The 17,288-nt window shown below is 57.8% G+C and carries 15 protein-coding genes; 6 read left to right on the plus strand and 9 right to left on the minus strand.

What is annotated here, in order from left to right; genetic code table 11:
• Nucleotides 1–2 precede the first annotated feature (2 nt).
• From C1J02_RS02055 to C1J02_RS02070, 4 genes are read right to left on the minus strand one after another with little or no spacing between them, the layout of a single operon-like run.
• A complete protein-coding gene (locus tag C1J02_RS02055; protein ID WP_114876921.1) occupies nt 3–2,045 on the minus strand; it encodes a hypothetical protein in 2,043 nt (680 codons plus the stop codon).
• Nucleotides 2,042–4,813, minus strand: a complete 2,772-nt coding sequence (locus tag C1J02_RS02060) for a DUF4159 domain-containing protein (protein WP_114876922.1) — start codon at nt 4,811–4,813, stop codon at nt 2,042–2,044. Before C1J02_RS02060 ends, C1J02_RS02055 begins: the two co-directional genes overlap by 4 nt.
• The gene (locus C1J02_RS02065) at nt 4,810–5,694 is read right to left on the minus strand and encodes a DUF58 domain-containing protein (RefSeq protein WP_114876923.1); all 885 of its coding nucleotides are present in this window, start codon (nt 5,692–5,694) and stop codon (nt 4,810–4,812) included. The genes C1J02_RS02060 and C1J02_RS02065 overlap by 4 nt, the downstream gene beginning before the upstream one ends.
• A complete protein-coding gene (locus tag C1J02_RS02070) occupies nt 5,691–6,698 on the minus strand; it encodes a MoxR family ATPase (RefSeq protein WP_114876924.1) in 1,008 nt (335 codons plus the stop codon). Before C1J02_RS02070 ends, C1J02_RS02065 begins: the two co-directional genes overlap by 4 nt.
• A 70-nt stretch (nt 6,699–6,768) precedes the next feature.
• On the opposite strand from C1J02_RS02070, the gene C1J02_RS02075 reads away from it, so the two are divergent.
• From C1J02_RS02075 to C1J02_RS02085, 3 genes are read left to right on the plus strand one after another with little or no spacing between them, the layout of a single operon-like run.
• Nucleotides 6,769–7,350 carry a DUF1285 domain-containing protein gene (locus C1J02_RS02075; protein WP_114880318.1) on the plus strand — a complete coding sequence of 194 codons (582 nt, stop codon included), beginning with the start codon at nt 6,769–6,771 and terminating at the stop codon, nt 7,348–7,350.
• A 17-nt stretch (nt 7,351–7,367) separates the two neighbouring features.
• Nucleotides 7,368–8,123, plus strand: a complete 756-nt coding sequence (locus C1J02_RS02080) for a hydroxypyruvate isomerase family protein (RefSeq protein WP_114876925.1) — start codon at nt 7,368–7,370, stop codon at nt 8,121–8,123.
• Nucleotides 8,120–8,341 (plus strand): DUF2798 domain-containing protein, encoded by a 222-nt coding sequence (locus C1J02_RS02085; protein ID WP_114876926.1) that lies wholly within the window; start codon nt 8,120–8,122, stop codon nt 8,339–8,341. The genes C1J02_RS02080 and C1J02_RS02085 overlap by 4 nt, the downstream gene beginning before the upstream one ends.
• Nucleotides 8,342–8,356: 15 nt before the next feature.
• On the opposite strand, the gene C1J02_RS02090 is transcribed toward C1J02_RS02085, so the two are convergent.
• The 4 genes from C1J02_RS02090 to C1J02_RS02105 all read right to left on the minus strand — a co-directional run bounded on the left by C1J02_RS02090 (nt 8,357) and on the right by C1J02_RS02105 (nt 12,635).
• Nucleotides 8,357–8,977, minus strand: coding sequence for a glutathione S-transferase (locus tag C1J02_RS02090; RefSeq protein ID WP_114876927.1), 621 nt, complete (start codon nt 8,975–8,977; stop codon nt 8,357–8,359).
• 7 nt (nt 8,978–8,984) lie between these two features.
• The gene (polA, locus tag C1J02_RS02095) at nt 8,985–11,783 is read right to left on the minus strand and encodes a DNA polymerase I (protein ID WP_114880319.1); all 2,799 of its coding nucleotides are present in this window, start codon (nt 11,781–11,783) and stop codon (nt 8,985–8,987) included.
• A gap of 129 nt (nt 11,784–11,912) precedes the next feature.
• A complete protein-coding gene (locus C1J02_RS02100; protein WP_114876928.1) occupies nt 11,913–12,092 on the minus strand; it encodes a zinc-finger domain-containing protein in 180 nt (59 codons plus the stop codon).
• Nucleotides 12,093–12,173: 81 nt separating this feature from the next.
• Entirely contained in the window at nt 12,174–12,635 is a 462-nt protein-coding gene (locus C1J02_RS02105; RefSeq protein WP_114876929.1) for a DUF1203 domain-containing protein, read from the minus strand.
• 161 nt (nt 12,636–12,796) lie between these two features.
• Here C1J02_RS02105 and gpmI point away from each other — a divergent pair, with 161 nt between their 5' ends.
• From gpmI to C1J02_RS02120, 3 genes are read left to right on the plus strand one after another with little or no spacing between them, the layout of a single operon-like run.
• Nucleotides 12,797–14,314, plus strand: coding sequence for a 2,3-bisphosphoglycerate-independent phosphoglycerate mutase (gene gpmI / locus C1J02_RS02110; protein WP_114876930.1), 1,518 nt, complete (start codon nt 12,797–12,799; stop codon nt 14,312–14,314).
• Nucleotides 14,311–15,441 (plus strand): murein hydrolase activator EnvC, encoded by a 1,131-nt coding sequence (locus C1J02_RS02115; RefSeq protein WP_114876931.1) that lies wholly within the window; start codon nt 14,311–14,313, stop codon nt 15,439–15,441. The genes gpmI and C1J02_RS02115 overlap by 4 nt, the downstream gene beginning before the upstream one ends.
• Nucleotides 15,442–15,445: 4 nt before the next feature.
• Nucleotides 15,446–16,786 carry a S41 family peptidase gene (locus tag C1J02_RS02120; RefSeq protein WP_114880320.1) on the plus strand — a complete coding sequence of 447 codons (1,341 nt, stop codon included), beginning with the start codon at nt 15,446–15,448 and terminating at the stop codon, nt 16,784–16,786.
• A gap of 124 nt (nt 16,787–16,910) precedes the next feature.
• Here the strand turns inward: C1J02_RS02120 and C1J02_RS02125 are convergent, their stop codons facing one another.
• Nucleotides 16,911–17,282: a hypothetical protein gene (locus tag C1J02_RS02125; RefSeq protein WP_114876932.1), complete on the minus strand. Its 372-nt coding sequence runs from the start codon at nt 17,280–17,282 to the stop codon at nt 16,911–16,913.
• Nucleotides 17,283–17,288: the final 6 nt, after the last annotated feature.

The raw sequence follows: 17,288 nt of genomic DNA on the forward strand, positions 1-17,288 counted from the left end.
GATCATCGCCGCCCTTCACGCAGCCACGCGCCGGTGATCAGAGCGGCGCTGAGCAGCAATACCAACCATCCCGGCAGGATCGGCGTCTGGCGCACATCGCGGGTTTCATATGCGCCGCGCGGGGTCAGGCCCAGCCATCCGCGCCCGGCAGCGGGACGACCTGCGCGCACGTTGCGCAACCGCGGTGATCCATCCTCAAGTCGCACAACACCACCGCGCAATGCGGAAATTGCAGGTGCCAAGGCCACTGCATCGGCGATGGTTTCGACAAATTCACGTGGTGCGGCAGGGCCAAGGCCGATCACCGACGTCTCATCGCCATTTTCCAGGCGATAAAGGCCAATATCAGGCCCTTGATACGTGCCCTCAAATGTACCGGGTCCGTTGGGTGTCAGATCAACCGCGCTGGTGCTGCCATCGGGTGCCGTAACAATGACCGGGGGGGCGGTTTCGCCCAAGGTCCGGCGCGTGATGCGCATGCTTTGACCCTCAGCGGTGGCGGTCAACGCTTCTTCCTCAAGCTCGGGTTCTTTCATCATCCAATGGGCCAGGCGGCGCAGCAGTTCCAACTGTGGTCCGCCCCCTTCATAGCCCCGGCTCCAAAGCCATGCATGATCCGATGCCAAGAGCGCCACGCGTCCTTCGTCAACTCTGTTCAGGATCAAAAGCGGCCGCCCTTCGATCCCTTCAAGAACCACATTTCCCTGTGGTTCGGCGACATCAATCTGGCGCAGCCAGCGACCCCAATCGCCATTGCCGGGCAACCCCGCCGTAACGGGATGACGCTTGCCCAAATCGCTGACCGTTGGCAGGAAGGGATCCTCAAACACCCGCGCGGAAGGTGTGGCAGGCAACACCGACCCCAAGGGCGACCGATAAAGGCTGTCTGCGCTGGCAAAATCGGGGCCAGCAGCAACCAGCACCGCCCCACCTTTGCGCACATAATTCGCCACGTTCTCAAGATAGAGGCCGGGCAGGATGCCGCGCCGTTTGTAGCGGTCAAATATGATCAGATCGAAATCGTCGATTTTTTCCATGAACAATTCACGGGTGGGAAATGCGATCAGGGACAGTTCGCCAACCGGCACGCCGTCCTGCTTTTCGGGCGGGCGCAGAATGGTAAAATGCACCAGATCGACAGAGCTGTCAGACTTCAGCAGGTTGCGCCATGTGCGCCCGCCCGGATGCGGCTCGCCGCTGACCAACAGCACGCGCAGGCGGTCACGCACGCCGTTCATCTGGATCAGCGCGGCATTGTTGCGGTCCGTCAACTCGCCGTCTGCGAAGGGCAGCGAAAAGCGGATCACATTGCGCCCCCCGTGGGGCAGCGTGACGGGAAGGGTAATGTCCTCGCCAATCGGGACACGGAACGTCTGTGCCGGTTCGCCGTCGATGGAAATATCGAGGGCTGCAAGGGTTTGCCCGGCAGGTGCCGCCCCCAAATCGTCAATGCGCAGGGTAAGCGTCACCGCTTCACCGATGATGGCAAATGCAGGGGCATTGCGCACGGTCAGGCGGCGGTCCCAATCATCCGCTCGCCCCGACAGAAGCACATGCATGGGCGCGGGCAGGTCGATAGGCAAATCGGCGTCATGCACGCGGCCATCGCTGATCGCTAGGATGCCAGCAACCCGCGCGCGGGGTTCTTCGGCCAGCGCATCGGCAATGGCAGTCATCAATTCGGTGCCCGCATCCCCCGCACCATCCGGCACAGAGACACGGCGCACCTCGGTATTGGGTCGCGCGGCGATCTGGGCAGCGATGGCATTGGCGGCATCGGCGCTTTGATCTGCGCGGTCGCCCAGTTTCTGGCTGGCACTGTTGTCTTCGACAAGCAGCACAATATCGCTGAGCGGTGCGCGGTCTTCTTGCTGATATGATGGCCCTGCAAGGGCACCCAGAATAACAAGTGCCGCCAATCCGCGCAACGCCCAGCCCTGCAGCCCCCGCAATCCAGCCAATACAACGCCAAGTGCCGCAATAATCGCCACAACAATCAGCAGTGACAAGGGAACCAACGGGTCAAAGACAATGGTTGCCGTCATTGTCCCAACCGATCCAGCAGGGCGGGAACATGCACCTGATCTGACTTATAGTTGCCCGTCAGCACATGCATGACGAGGTTCACACCAAACCGATTGGCCAACTCGCGCTGCCGCTCACCGGAATAGCCGCGCCCGATGGGCAACAGGGGTGCGCCGTCACTGCGCACGGCCCAAGCAGCGGCCCAATCGTTGCCGCCGATGATCACCGGCGTCACACCATCGTTGAGGTTCCTGAACGGCATCCCTTCGATGCGTTCGGCATCAGGTGGGGATGCCTCAACCCAGACATCGCGGCTAATGTAGCGGCCCGGAAAATCCTGCAACAGATAGAATGTTCGGGTCAGCACATGATCGGCAGGCAGCGGTTCAAGCGGTGGAATATCAAGCGGTTCGGCAAGTTCCTGCAGCTTGCGGCCATTGGGGCTGGCGGCCCCATAACGCGCAGTATCCGCGTCGCGGGTATCGAAAACGATCAACCCGCCAGATCGCAGATATTCGTTCAGCTTGCCATAAGCCTCGGCAGAGGGGCGCGGCTGATCTGGTGTGATCGGCCAATAAAGGATCGGGAAAAACGCCAGTTCGTCCGTTTCGAGGTCAACACCGATTGGTGTAGCCGGTTCGACCGAGGTGCGAAAGAAAAGCGTGTCTGACAGGCCCACGAGCCCCGCATGGGCGATCTCATCAAGTTGAGCATTGCCCGTCATGACATGCGCCAGTGACACTTCGTTTGTGGCTTCAAGGGCGAAAGCATCTGCGTTGGTTTGGGCATGGCCTGTGATCGGCTGACCAATGAGAGGCAGCGCCAGCAAGACCACCGCCGCCGCATTGCTGCGGGTCAACAAACGGCCCGACAGCGCCAGTGAAGCGACAACATCTGCCAGAAGCAGCAAGATCGAAAGGCTCAGCAGCCAACCGGCGATGGGCTGTTCCGGGGCCACGGCAAGGCCGCGCACGGTCACATTGGCGGGCCATGTTGCGGGCGTCAGCATGCTCTCGCCCGTAAAAACATTGCGCGCCAAACGTCGGTCACCGGACCCGTAAATCCCGGGTTGCATCCGCGGCCCTGCTGGGGCGTTGATCAGGTCAGGGCCATTCACACCGGGCAGATTTCCCGCATCTGTCAGAACGCCATAGCCATCCATCACCCGTAGTGGCGTCCATGTCGTGCCCACCAGATCACCGGCGTCCGGTGTCGCGGCCGCAGAGGACACCGCCAACCGCTCCATCATCTCGACGAACAAGCCCGAAATCGGTAAAGTGGACCATTCTGCCGTTGCCGTTACATGAAACAGCACAATCTGACCCTGGCCAACAGGTTTGCGCGTGACCAAAGGCGTCCCATCACTGAGCGAGGCGATGACACGGTTTGCCAAAGTGGGATCCGGTTGCGCCACAACTTGTGCAGAGACCACGACATCGTCCGGGACGTTCAGACCAAAAAAGGGTGATGTGTCCCGAAATGGTGCGAGCGATTTTGGCTCCCCCCATGACATCGCGCCTCCGACACTGCGCCCGCCGGCCCGAAGGCGCACGGGCATCAGCGGGTCTTCGTCAATCCGGCTGATGTCGCTTGCGGCAATGCGGGGGCCAGCAAAACGGACCAGCATGCCACCACTGTCAATCCAGTCCATCAGCGGCCCCGCTTCGGCCTCTGAGAGTGTCGCAATATCGGCCAGCACGATCACATCGGGGTTGGCTGGCAATACATCGGCAAGTGATCCGTCGATCAGATCAGCGGTTGGTGCCAGCGCCTGCTCGATGTAGTGCAAGGGCGACAGAAGTTGCAGGCCCTCGCGGTCATTGCGCCCGCCAATCAGTGCAACTTCGCGGCGGCGCAACCCGTCATCCACAATCGTTGTCGCCCCGGCAGAGCGTTGCCCGGCAATCACGAACCCCGTCACCCGCGCCCGCATTTCTGCAGGCAGGGCCAGTTCGGCGCTTGCGTTCACGGACCCTTGTTCAAATAGCGCAGGGACAGTTGCCAGAATACGGGCATTGCCCGCAGGGTCGCGCCCTTCTGTCTGGATAACGACCTCTCGTTCAGGTCCAGCGGCGGCGCGGTTAAGCTCCAGCTTGACAACATTGTCTTCGTACCGCGCAGGCGCGATCGCCAACACGTTTGCGGCGGTCTGATAGACGTCAACACTGCCCCGTGCCTGCATCGCGTCCAAAGCGACAGCGCGTCCGTCAAAGTCCAACCCATCACTGAACCAAAGCGTGTCGAATGCCGGCAAGTCAGCCATAATTTTTGCGGCTTTTTCGAGATCTGCAGGGGATGGTTGCCAAGCAGCAGGGGCAAATCCAGCAAGCCGGGAACGCCAAACATCGGCAGATTGAAATGCCGGGATGTCCGGCCGGGTCAGGACCAGGAAACCAACGGTGCGTCCGGCGCGTCCGGCACGGGTCAACTGGGCCTCAATCGCTTCGGTCTGTTGCGGCCAACGGGGGGCACCCGCCCATGTGCCATCCAAGACGATCAGCAGGGGCCCATTACCCTCAGCCTGATCTGCCTGGGGATTAAGAACTGGACCCGCCAACCCCAAAATGATCGCCGCAACCGCCAGTATCCGCAGCAAAAGCAACCACCATGGCGTGCGATCCGATACAGTTTCATCGTCATTCAACCCCAACAGCAATGCGACACCGGGAAAGCGACGCCGGATTGGCGCAGGCGGCACGGCGCGCAAGATCAGCCACAGGATTGGAAGCGCCAATAAGGCGACAAGCAACCAGGGTGCCGTAAAGCCTATGCCCCCGAAGATAATCATGCTGCGACACCTGCCCGCGCATCAAGCGCACCATAAAGCCACAGCAGGGCGGACTGCGCCGATGCATCCGTGTGATGCAGGCCATATTGCCATCCGGTCAGGGTGCACAGCCGCTGAAGTTCGAATTTACGTTCCGCAAGGCGTTCAAGATAACGCCCCTTGAGGTCATTCGCCTTGAGCGTTTCGTGGCTTAACGTGCCGCCGATACTTTCGAAAATGGTGCGTCCGGTGAACGGAAACGCTTCCTCTGACGGGTCCAGCACATGATAAAGCACCCCGCGCACGCCACGATCAGCGGCCTTGGTCAGTGCCAGTTGCACCCCAGCCAGATTACCCATGAAATCCGATACAAATACCGCCCGCGCATGGGGGATCATGGCGCGGTGTTCGGGGGGGCTGTAATCGGTCTCATCGTCACGACAAAACATCTCGGCCAGCCGCAGGACCTGAGGATTGCCCCGACGCGGGGGCAGGGTGGTACCCGTCAGCCCAACCCGTTCGCCACTGCGCAGCAGCAGGATGGACAGCGCCAGACCCAGCAAGCGTGCGCGATCCGCTTTTTGCGGTACATTTGCGTCAGATGCGAAACGCATCGAGGCACCCTGATCGACCCAAAGCATCACTGACTGTGCAATCTGCCATTCGCGCTGGCGCACAAATTCCTGATCCCCCATGGCCGAGCGGCGATAGTCAATGGACCGGCGGCTGTCGCCCATCTGCGCCGGGCGGTACTGCCAGAAATCGTCACCCATGCCCGCGCGTCTGCGCCCATGGGCACCCAACAAAACCGCCCCAGCAAGATGTTCGGCCCGCGCCAGCAGGTCTGGCAGGCGGGTGGCCTCACGTTCAGCAGATGCGCGTAAGGTTGCAGGGGTGTTCACGCTGCGGCCTTTGCCCCGGACAAATTGGCGGCAGTTTCGTCGATGAGCGCATACAGGCTGTCACCCCGCGCCCGCGCCGCGAAATTCAAGGCCATCCGGTGGCTCAGGACCGGGCGCGCCATATCAATGACGTCTTCGGCCGAGGGTGCCAAACGTCCCTGCAACAAGGCACGGGCGCGCACCGCCAGAATCAGCGCTTGCGCGGCACGCGGGCCGGGGCCCCAAGCGACAGTTTCACGGACTTGCTGACTTGCACCGTCCTCTTCGGGGCGAAAGGCGCGGACAAGATCAAGGATCATCTCGACAACGGATTCACCGACTGGCATGCGGCGCAGCAAACGCTGCGCATCAAGCAATTCAGCGGCAGTGAAAGTCTGGGTCGCCTGCGCTTCGACGTCGCCTGTAGTGGCAATCAGAATGTCACGTTCGGTGTCGCGGTCCGGATATGCGACGTCGATCTGCACCAGAAACCGGTCAAGTTGTGCTTCGGGCAGGGGATATGTCCCTTCCTGTTCAATCGGGTTTTGCGTCGCCAGCACGTGAAACGGCACACCCAATGCCCGGTCCTGCCCGGCAACGGTCACCGTTTTTTCCTGCATCGCCTGCAACAGCGCGGATTGCGTGCGTGGGCTGGCACGGTTGATTTCATCAGCCATCAGAAGTTGGCAAAAAATTGGCCCTTCGATAAACCGAAAGGACCGGACGCCATCGGCCCCGGTTTCCAGAACTTCGGACCCCAGAATGTCCGCTGGCATCAGATCGGGCGTGAATTGCACCCGGCTGCCATCCAGCCCCATCACCGTGGACAATGTTTCAACCAGCCGGGTTTTGCCCAGGCCCGGCAAACCGATCAGCAACCCGTGACCACCACATAAAAGCGCTGTCAGCGTCAGGTCGACAACCCGTTCCTGACCGATAAACCGACTGGTAATCGACTTCTTTGCCTCAGCCAGCTTTTCGCCCAACGCTTCGATTTGCGCTACCATATCTTCGGCTTTGGTCATGACATTCAGGTCCCTTGGGTTATATCGTTACAGTGTAAGTGTATATCGGTCACAGGAAATGGCAAAAGCAATGAGCGGACAAAAAACCGTTACCCCAACCGCTGAAAGCCTTGTGGCGTCGGCAAAAGCCGCCAAAACGCGCGGTTTGCCGCCGTTGGAAAAGTGGAATCCGCCGTTTTGCGGTGATCTGGACATGCAGATCAAGCGTGATGGGACGTGGTTCTATCAGGGCACACCCATCGGACGCCGTGAACTGGTGAAATTGTTCGCGACGATTCTGTGGCGCGAAGGGGACAAGTATTTCCTCGTCACGCCCGTTGAGAAGGTGGGCATCACCGTCGAAGACGCACCTTTTGTCGCCGTAGATTTTGAGGCTGAGGGGACCGGAGAGGCACAAGACCTGCGGTTTGAGACCAACTTGGGCGATTTCAGTGTCGCAGGTCAGGACGCGCCAATCCGTGTTGTGCGTGATGAAAAAACAGGCGAGCCATCGCCCTATGTGCGGATCCGCCGTAACCTTGAGGCGCTGATTGACCGCAAGAGTTTCTACCGGTTGGTCGATTTGGGCGTGCATCATGAAGGCTGGTTTGGTGTTTGGTCGGGCGGGGAATTCTTTGGCATCATCCCGTCGGATGAGTTGCCGGAAGCCTGACGTTGGCCCTTCCAAAGATGAAATGTGCCGCCAATCTAAGCCTTTTATGGCCGGAATTACCCTTTCTTGAGCGATTTGACGCGGCTGCGGCGGCTGGGTTCACTGGTGTTGAGGTGTTGTTCCCTTACGATATTGCTGCGAAAGCCATTCTGGCAGCACTGTCGCGGACCAATCTGGAAATGGTGCTGATCAACGCACCTCCGCTAAATGAAGCGGATGGGGAACGTGGATTTGCCGCCGTACCGGGCAAAAGAGCCCGGTTTCAGCAGGATATGCGACTGGTTTTTGAATATGCGATAGGTTCGGGCGTGAGCATGGTGCACGTCATGGCTGGCGCTGCAGGCGGATCTGAGGCCAAAGCGACGTTTGTTGAAAACCTCAAATGGGCAGCAAAAGTTGCACCGGGCGATCTGACGTTGATGATTGAACCGCTGAACCGGGTGGCGATGGCCGGATATTTCCTAAACGACTACAACCTTGCTCGGGATGTTCTGGTGGCGGTCAACGCGCCGAATGTTGCGCTCCAATTTGACAGCTATCATGCGCAAATGATCCATGGGGATGCGGTTGCGGTCTTTGATCAATTTGCCCATCTGGTCCGTCATTTTCAGGTCGGTGACACCCCGGATCGTGGCCCCCCAGGAACTGGTGAGGTTGATTTCAAAGCGCTCTTTGACCGGATGAGGACCAGCGGATATCAGGGTTGGATCAGCGCAGAATACCACCCGAATGGACGGACCGAAGACACGTTGGATTGGATGAAAGACCTATGATACCTGCCCGATTTGCACCGATATTGTTTGGCTTTATTCTGTCGGGTCTTATGTCACTGATGGTTTCCGGCATCGCGACATATAGAGCGGCGGGATTGGCCCCTGATTTTGCAGTGCTCTGGATGGGCGGTTGGTTGGCCAGTTGGATGATCGCTTTTCCGGTTGTTCTGGTGATCGCCCCGCTGACCCGGAAACTGGTCGCTAAATTGGTCCGGTAGGTCCGAACGTCGCAGTTAATCGGGAAAGAATGTTGGCGCGTCGCCCTCGGACCATTGCGGGTATTTCAACATGATGTTCTCAAACTGATCCGTCGCCAGAAACCGGTCCAGCCAGCCCTGCAGGTCGGGCCATGGTTGCGCATCAAACCACGGCTTGTCGATAAAGGCGAATTGCCGGACAAAAGGTAAGATCGCAAAATCCGCAATACTCGGACGCTCAAAAATCCAAACTGCGATCCTACTGTCCAATTCCGTCAGAAATTCTGCAGCGACCTCGCGCTGTTCTTTGGCGTCGGTATCTGAATAACGGCTGGCGTATTTCGTGCGGTCCAATGCGTCTTTGAACGGACCGTCAGCGCGCGCGATCAAGTCCCAGCCCGTATCTCGCATATCCAGCCAATGATCTGTGTCGTTGCGCGCCAAGGCCCATTTCATAATGTCGAGGCTTTCGTCGATGTTGCCTTGATCCGTGACAAGGCAGGGAACCGTGCCGCTGTCTGACGCCGCTAGAAAAGCAGCGGGTTTATCGCGCAGAACCACCTCCCGCAATTCGACTGTGATGCCAGCCGCCGCAATCGCCAGTCGTGCGCGCATGGCATATGGGCAACGGCGAAACGAATAGAAAATTGGGGTCATGTCACCCTTAATGCGCCTCGGCCCAGTTCTTGCCCTGTCCTGCGTCCACTGTCAGTTTTACATCCAACTTTACCACTGGATCATTGGCGTTTTCCATGACCTCTCGGGCCGCAGCAATCAGCGCATCTTCGGATCCTTCGTCCACCTCGAACAGCAATTCGTCATGCACCTGCAAAAGCATTTTTGCCGGCAGATCGGTAATGGCATCCGGCATGCGGATCATAGCGCGGCGAATGACGTCGGCAGCGGTGCCTTGGATCGGCGCGTTGATGGCAGCCCGCGCGGCGAATCCGGCGTGCGGGCCTTTTGCGCCGATGTTGGGGGTATGTATCTTGCGGCCAAATAGCGTCTGCACATACCCGTGTTCTTTGGCAAACGCCTTGGTGTCGTCCATGTAGGTTCGGATGCCGGGAAAGCGTTCGAAATAGCGATCAATAAATCCCTGTGCTTCGGCCCTCGGGATGCGCAGGTTTCGGGCAAGGCCAAAGCCCGAAATGCCATAGATCACGCCAAAATTGATCGCCTTGGCCTGACGACGCACATCCGGGGTCATCTCGTCCAGGGGCACACCGAACATTTCCGAGGCCGTGAGCGCGTGAATGTCGATGCCATCCGCAAAGGCCTGTTTCAATTCGGGGATCTCAGCAATATGCGCCAGAATACGCAACTCAATTTGGGAATAGTCGAGCGCAACAAGTGTCTTGCCCGGTTCCGCGATAAATGCCTCGCGGATGCGACGGCCTTCTTCGGTCCGGATCGGGATGTTTTGCAGGTTTGGATCGGTGGATGCGAGGCGGCCTGTCGAAGCGCCCGCGATGGAATAAGACGTGTGCACCCGGCCCGTATCGGGGTTGATGTGGTCCTGCAACGCATCGGTATAGGTGGACTTGAGCTTGCTCAACTGACGCCAATCCAACACACGCGCAGGCAATTCATGTTCGGTCGCCAGATCCTCCAGCACATCGGCACCTGTGGCATAGGCCCCGGTCTTGCCCTTCTTGCCACCCTCAAGCGCCATTTCGTCAAACAGGATTTCACCCAGTTGTTTGGGTGAGCCGACATTGAACTTTCGGCCTGCCAAACCGTATATCTCATCCTCCAGCCCGGCCATCTTTTGGGCAAAGGCATTGGACATGCGGGACAATGTATCGCGGTCCACTTTGATGCCAGAGCGTTCCATCGCGGCCAGCACCGGCACCAACGGCCGCTCAAGCGTTTCGTAGACTTTTGTAACTTGCGCCATGTGCAATTGAGGTTTCAGCAATTGCCAAAGCCGCAGGGTGATGTCGGCGTCTTCTGCTGCATATTTCACAGCGTCTTCCAGCGGCACCTTGTCAAAGGTGATTGCGGATTTACCAGAGCCCAACAGCGGTTTGATCGGGATAGGGGTGTGCCCCAGATAACGTTCTGACAACGTATCCATGCCATGATTGTGCAGACCTGCGTGTTGCGCATAGGACATCAGCATCGTGTCATCGAAGGGGGCCACAGTTATGCCGATCTGAGCAAATATCTTGGCATCATATTTCATGTTCTGCCCGATCTTGAGGATACTTGCATCCTCCAACACCGGCGTGAGCATCCCAAGCACGTCTTCAACAGCCATCTGCCCCTCGGCCAGATCATCGGATCCAAACAGATCATCGCCGCGATGCGCTTTGTGGATCAGCGGGATGTAACAGGCCCGCCCTGCCTCAACCGCCAAGGATATGCCAACCAGCTCTGCCGTCATTTCATTCAGACCGGTGGTTTCGGTATCCACGGCGACGTACCCAAATTCGTAAATCTGGTCGATCCACTTTTGAAGGGCAGCCGCATCACCGACCTGCTCGTAATTAGCGGCGTCAAACGGGATATCCGCAGCAACAGGTGCATCAGGCGTTACAGGGGTGTCTTCAATTACTGGAGCTTCTCGGCCAAGAACTTCCGCAACTCGTTTAGAGAGGGTGCGAAACTCCATCTCGGCAAGGAAAGACAAGAGCTTGTCTGGGTCAGGGTCTTTTACCTCAAGATCATCAAGGGTGAAATCCAGCGGGGTATTCTCGTCCAGCTGGACAAGGCGGCGCGACAGCCGGATTTGCTCTGCATGCTCAATTAAGGTCTCGCGGCGCTTGGGCTGTTTGATCTCGCCCGCGCGCTCCAAAAGCGCATCCAGATCTCCATACTCATTGATCAACAAGGCCGCTGTCTTGACCCCAATGCCCGGCGCGCCGGGGACGTTGTCAACGCTGTCGCCCGCCAGCGCCTGCACATCGACCACCCGCTCAGGGTAAACGCCGAATTTCTCAAATACGCCTTCCCGGTCGATGGTCTTGTTCTTCATCGCGTCAAGCATCTCGACGCCGTCCCCGACCAACTGCATCAAGTCCTTGTCAGAGCTGATGATCGTACACCGCCCGCCAGCCTTGCGCGCTTGGACCGCGAGGGTTGCAATAATGTCGTCGGCTTCAAACCCTTCTTTTTCCTTGCAGGCAATGTTGAAGGCAACTGTCGCATCTCGGGTCAGCGGTATTTGCGGGCGCAAATCCTCGGGCATTGCATCGCGGTTGGCTTTGTATTGGTCGTACATTTCATTGCGAAACGTATGGCTGCCTTTGTCGAAAATAACGGCGGCATGGGTCGGCGCATCTGGGCCGGTGTTGCCCTCGACATAGCGGTGCAGCATGTTGCAGAAGCCCGCAACCGCACCAATGGGCAAGCCATCAGATTTGCGCGTTAGCGGCGGCAATGCATGGTATGCGCGAAATATGAAGGCCGAGCCGTCAATCAGATGCAGGTGATGGCCTTTGCCAAATGTCTGGGACATGCTGCGTTCCTTTTCCTGCGTTGTCTGTTGCAAAGGATCACATGCGACCTGCGATACAGGCAAATCGTTGTCCTTCGCCTTTTCAAAAGTACCGTCTGACCCGTCCAGTAGGAGAGGTCGCCATTTTGATCAGGATTTTCCCTCAAAATCCGAATGCACAAACCTGCAATCGCAATAGCCGCACTCGACCCATCCGGTATCGCGGGGAATTTGCAGCCAGACACGGGGATGGCCCAACGCACCTTCGCTGCCATCACAGGCGACGCGGTAGGTGTTCACGATCCGGGTTTCGGGCGCTGATATGGTCATCGAATGATCCTTGGCTCTGGGCAGATTGCCAGTCTGTTATGCCCAAAGCCAGCGAGCGGGACAAGCCCTGCTTGAAGACCGTTAATCGCGATCAATCCGCGCCAGATAGCAGTTATTGCTTGCGGATCTGACGTGGACATATGTGACGCGAGGATCTTTCAAGACCTGAGCCGCATGATCAGGAATCTCTGCTGATTTCACAATCGCACCAGTGCCATAGACGATGCGATCATCAGATGAATAGCCTTTGACCAGATATGCAGGCGAGGTGGTTAAAACCGGCGGTAGGACATCGCCACCCCCGCGCCTGCAATGTTCGGCGCATAGAAATATCGGCCCTGTTTCAGCGTATGGGTGCAGCCCGTCAAAAGGCCGATAAGCAAGTATAAGCATGCCTGCGCCTTTCGGGATATTCTTTAGACAATGCCGGCATGGCGTGCCGGGCCCGTTTGAGACTGCTTGTTCAGGCGCGTTGTCATAAGCGTCAGCCATACCCGTCTGATAAGCGCGGGCAATGTTGGTGGGCATAGCGGAATAGTGCATGGTGTGTCTCCCTTGATGTGCCACTTCTTGTTGTGGTTTTGGATCAACCGCTCAATCCGATTATTGCGCATATTTGCCCATCACCATGAAAACGGTTCACCCCGGCCCTTTGACCCGCTAAAAGGCCAACAAAACAAAGATCGTTCGGAGCAGACACAGACATGAGCAGCCCCAAACCAGTAGTGTTGTGCATCCTTGACGGATGGGGATTGCGCGACGCGTCCGAGGGCAATGCACCGCTCTTGGCCAAGACGCCCACTTATGATCAAATCATGAAAACCTGTCCCAATGCGACCTTGATCACCTATGGCCCCGACGTGGGTTTGCCACGCGGGCAGATGGGGAATTCTGAGGTCGGCCATACCAACATCGGTGCAGGGCGCGTCGTGGCAATGGATCTGGGCCAAATTGATCTTGCGATTGAGGAAGGCAGCTTTGCCAATAACGCGCGGTTGCGGGCCTTTATCGGCCAGATGCTTGAGACCGGCGGCACCGCCCATCTGATGGGTGTTGTGTCCGATGGGGGGGTGCATGGTCATCTGAGCCATATGATCGCTGCGGCAAACGCCTTGCACGACGCGAAAGTGCCGGTTGTGATCCACGCATTGACCGATGGTCGTGACGTGGCCCCTCGTTCGGCGCTGGGATTTCTTGAGACTTTGGAGGCTGAATTGCCGACAGGTGCGGATGTGGTCACAGTGACAGGGCGCTATTATGCGATGGACCGTGACAACCGTTGGGACCGTATTGCCAAGGCTTATAAGGCTATTGCGCAGGCTCAGGGACATCTCGAAAAGTCAGCCAAGGCAGCGGTCAACGCCGCCTATGCGCGCGACGAGAATGACGAGTTCATCCTGCCGACAGTTCTGGAAGGCTATGAACGGGTTAAGGATGGCGATGGGTTGTTTTGCCTGAATTTCCGCGCCGACCGCGCGCGCGAGATCATGGCTGCGCTGGGCGATCCGAAGTTTGATGCATTTGACACAGGCAAACGCCCGAAATTTGCGGCGCTCATGGGTATGGCGGCCTATTCCGATGCCCATACTTCCTATATGACCACGATGTATCCCAAGCCCGACATCGTGAACACATTGGGCGCGTGGGTGTCGCAGCAGGGCCTGCGCCAATTCCGTCTGGCAGAAACCGAGAAATATCCGCATGTGACATTCTTTTTGAACGGCGGCGCTGAAACGCCTGTGGCTGGTGAAGATCGGTACATGGCGAAATCGCCAGACGTGGCGACCTACGATCTAAAACCAGAGATGTCTTGCGGCGAGGTGACTGATCATTTCGTTCAGGCAATTGACGATGGCTATGATTTGATTGTCGTGAATTACGCCAACCCGGATATGGTGGGCCATACCGGCGATTTGCAGGCCGCAATTGCCGCCTGCGAGGCGGTGGACGCGGGGCTTGCACGGGTTGTTGAGGCGCTGGAAAAAGCGGGCGGTGCCATGATCCTGACGGCGGATCACGGCAATTGCGAGACGATGATTGATCCTGAAACAGGTGGTCCGCACACGGCGCATACTTTGAATCCTGTGCCAGTAGCTCTTCTGGGCGGACCGACCGGCGCGACACTCAAAGACGGGCGGCTGGCAGATCTGGCACCGACACTGTTGCACTTGATGGGCTTGGCAAAACCCGACGAAATGACGGGGCGGTGTTTGTTGTCATGATCCGCACAGCGCTGATCCTCATGCTCTTATGGCCAATGACAGCCGTTGCCCAATCTGAGGCAGCCAGTCAGGCCCGTGCAGCGGCAGCAGAGCTGGAAATAGCATCGGCACTATTGGACAGTGCGGAAGGTGCCCGCGACCGGGTCAAGGCCCTGACTGAGACGATCCAGGCCTTTGAGAAGGGTCTGGGCGCGATGCGTGCAGGGTTGCGTCAGGTTGCGATCCGCGAGGCACAGCTGTCCCAAAAACTGCAGGCAAGTGACGGTGAAGTCGCACAGTTGCTTGGTGTATTGCAAAACATCGGCGGCACACCGTCGCCCGTGGCATTTCTGCATCCAAGTGGCCCAACGGGTACCGCGCGGGCCGGCATGTTACTGGCGGAATTGACCCCCGCGCTCAACACCCGTGCCGATGCCCTGCGCCGCGATGTGGAAGATGTGCAAACCCTGCGCGACCTGCAGGTCGATGCAGCCGAACGTCTGCAAGATGGGCTGACTGAAGTTCAGGCGGCACGGACGGCACTTAATCAGGCCATGGCAAACCGCACCGACCTGCCCAAGCGTTTTACCGAAGATCCGGTGCGGACCGCTATCCTGATTGCCTCAACCGAGACCTTGGGTGGCTTTGCCAGCGGATTGTCAGAGATTGTGACAGACGAAACGGCACCAGCCCTCGCAAAACTGGACGGCAAAGTTGGAGAGCTTGCCTTGCCGGTCCAGGGCTTGATCTTGCGCCGGGCAGGCGAAGCAGATGCCGCTGGCATCAGAAGACCCGGCATTATCGTGGCAACCCGCCCGCGGGCCATCGTGATCAGCCCGACGGCGGCAACGATCCGCTATACCGGCCCATTGCTTGATTTAGGCAATGTGATCATTTTAGAACCCCAGGCGGACACTTTGTTTGTTATGGCTGGGCTGGAAACGGTCTATGGCCAGACTGGTCAAGTGATCGCTGCGGGCACGCCGATTGGCCTGATGGGGGCCCCGGCGGATGAAAATGACACGACATTGTCACCCAATCGTGATGGCACTGGCACTGATCGCTCAGAAACGCTCTATATAGAGGTCAGGCAAGACAACACTCCACAGGACCCAAGTGACTGGTTCCGCACCGACAAGGATGGATAAAGAGATGAAGAAATTCGTGATGGCGGCCGTTGGCGGCACATTGGCAGGTGTAATCGCCACTACCCAGATTGCCGGGCCGTTGTTAGCACAGGAATCGGCCAAGACGGTCAATGTCTATGAGCAACTGGACCTGTTTGGCGACATCTTTGAACGCATCCGCGCGCAATATGTCGAGCAGGTCGATTCAAGTGAACTGATCGAAGCGGCGATTAACGGCATGCTGACATCTCTTGATCCGCACTCAAGTTATCTGTCGCCGAAGGCCGCCGCGAAGATGCGTGAACAGACGCGCGGCGAATTTGGTGGCCTGGGGATTGAGGTCACGCAAGAAGAAGGTTTTGTCAAAGTGGTTTCCCCCATCGACGGGACGCCTGCGGCAGAAGCCGGCATTGAGGCAGGTGATTTTATCACCCATGTGAATGGCGAGAGCCTTTTGGGCCTGCTCCTCGATGACGCGGTTGAGCTGATGCGTGGCCCGGTCGGGTCCGAGATCATCATCACCGTGGTGCGCGAAGGCGAGGCGGAACCATTCGATGTCTCAATCATTCGCGACACCATCCAACTGACCGCGGTGCGTGCCCGTACTGTTGGATCAACCGCTGTCCTGCGCCTGACCACCTTCAACGAACAAACCTATCCCAAGATGAAGGAAGAACTGGCCAAGCAAATCGATGCTTTGGGCGGTATCGACAACCTGAATGGAATCGTTATCGACCTGCGCAATAATCCCGGTGGGTTGTTGAACCAGGCGATTGCAGTATCAGACGCATTTCTGGAAGAAGGCGAGATTGTCAGCACCCGAGGCCGTGAATTGGCGGACGGGGACCGTGTCAACGCAACACCGGGTGACCTGTCACAGGGCAAACCGATTGTAGTGTTGATCAATGGCGGCTCTGCCTCGGCCTCTGAAATTGTGGCCGGTGCTTTGCAGGACCACCGCCGTGCCATTGTCATCGGCACCAAAAGCTTTGGTAAAGGGTCGGTTCAGACGGTCATGCCTCTTCGTGGTGACGGTGCGATGCGCCTGACGACGGCGCGATATTACACACCATCAGGCCGGTCTATTCAGGCGCTGGGTGTTTCGCCTGACATCATCGTGGCACAGCCCCCCGCAAAGCCCGCAGCAGAGGACGAGGACGAAAAAAATTCAGCGCGTCGTACACGTTCGGAAGCCGACCTGCGCGGTAGACTGAACAATGACAGCCTCACCGACGACCAGATCAAACAAATCGAAGCGGACCGTGATAAAGCGGAAAAGGCAGCAGAGTTGCGCGAAGAGGATTATCAACTGGCCTATGCCATTGATATTCTGAAAGGCCTGTCGGCGTTGGGTCCGAAAGAGTAACGCGAGGCAACAGCATGATTGAAAAGGCCCGTGCTTTATGCGCGGGCCTTTTTCGTTGTGATCCTTGGTTTGTGAAATCCATAGGACAAAGCGCTGGGATCACGTCGCACTCATGCGGCGAAAATCACATCGTTTCAAGGCAATGGCGGCGAAATGCCCGTTTCAGCATATCCAGTTCCGCCCGCAAAAGATCGATTTCAGCACGGATGTCATCTCCCAACACTTCACCTGCCAGCAATGTGATATGACCAATGTCTACATCAGCGGCGGTGTCTCGGATAATCAGCGTTTGAACGCCATCCGCAATTGCCTCTTTCGGGATGGGAACCGACAAAACCCAGTGATTGGCGGCGCTATCATGGGTTATGCTCACGTCTGCTATAGAATTCTTTTGATGTGACACATCAATCTGTGGGGTGTCTGTGCCATTTTGGGTGATGATCCCCTGCCAAACCCCTTGCTGCATTTTGGTCTTTGTTAGTTGAACTGCAGTCATGTGCAT

Origin of the sequence: Sulfitobacter sp. SK011 (assembly GCF_003352065.1) — a bacterium.
In the GTDB taxonomy this organism is placed as follows: domain Bacteria; phylum Pseudomonadota; class Alphaproteobacteria; order Rhodobacterales; family Rhodobacteraceae; genus Sulfitobacter.

Bases quoted from the DNA above. Each gene is read 5' to 3' on its own strand.
- C1J02_RS02075 (WP_114880318.1), top strand. From the start codon at position 6,769: ATGAGCGGACAAAAAACCGTTACCCCAACCGCTGAAAGCCTTGTGGCG.
- C1J02_RS02055 (WP_114876921.1), bottom strand. From the start codon at position 2,045: ATGACGGCAACCATTGTCTTTGACCCGTTGGTTCCCTTGTCACTGCTG.
- gpmI (WP_114876930.1), top strand. From the start codon at position 12,797: ATGAGCAGCCCCAAACCAGTAGTGTTGTGCATCCTTGACGGATGGGGA.
- C1J02_RS02060 (WP_114876922.1), bottom strand. From the start codon at position 4,813: ATGATTATCTTCGGGGGCATAGGCTTTACGGCACCCTGGTTGCTTGTC.
- C1J02_RS02115 (WP_114876931.1), top strand. From the start codon at position 14,311: ATGATCCGCACAGCGCTGATCCTCATGCTCTTATGGCCAATGACAGCC.
- C1J02_RS02070 (WP_114876924.1), bottom strand. From the start codon at position 6,698: ATGACCAAAGCCGAAGATATGGTAGCGCAAATCGAAGCGTTGGGCGAA.
- C1J02_RS02120 (WP_114880320.1), top strand. From the start codon at position 15,446: ATGAAGAAATTCGTGATGGCGGCCGTTGGCGGCACATTGGCAGGTGTA.
- C1J02_RS02125 (WP_114876932.1), bottom strand. From the start codon at position 17,282: ATGACTGCAGTTCAACTAACAAAGACCAAAATGCAGCAAGGGGTTTGG.
- C1J02_RS02105 (WP_114876929.1), bottom strand. From the start codon at position 12,635: ATGCACTATTCCGCTATGCCCACCAACATTGCCCGCGCTTATCAGACG.
- C1J02_RS02080 (WP_114876925.1), top strand. From the start codon at position 7,368: ATGAAATGTGCCGCCAATCTAAGCCTTTTATGGCCGGAATTACCCTTT.
- C1J02_RS02100 (WP_114876928.1), bottom strand. From the start codon at position 12,092: ATGACCATATCAGCGCCCGAAACCCGGATCGTGAACACCTACCGCGTC.
- C1J02_RS02090 (WP_114876927.1), bottom strand. From the start codon at position 8,977: ATGACCCCAATTTTCTATTCGTTTCGCCGTTGCCCATATGCCATGCGC.
- C1J02_RS02085 (WP_114876926.1), top strand. From the start codon at position 8,120: ATGATACCTGCCCGATTTGCACCGATATTGTTTGGCTTTATTCTGTCG.
- polA (WP_114880319.1), bottom strand. From the start codon at position 11,783: ATGTCCCAGACATTTGGCAAAGGCCATCACCTGCATCTGATTGACGGC.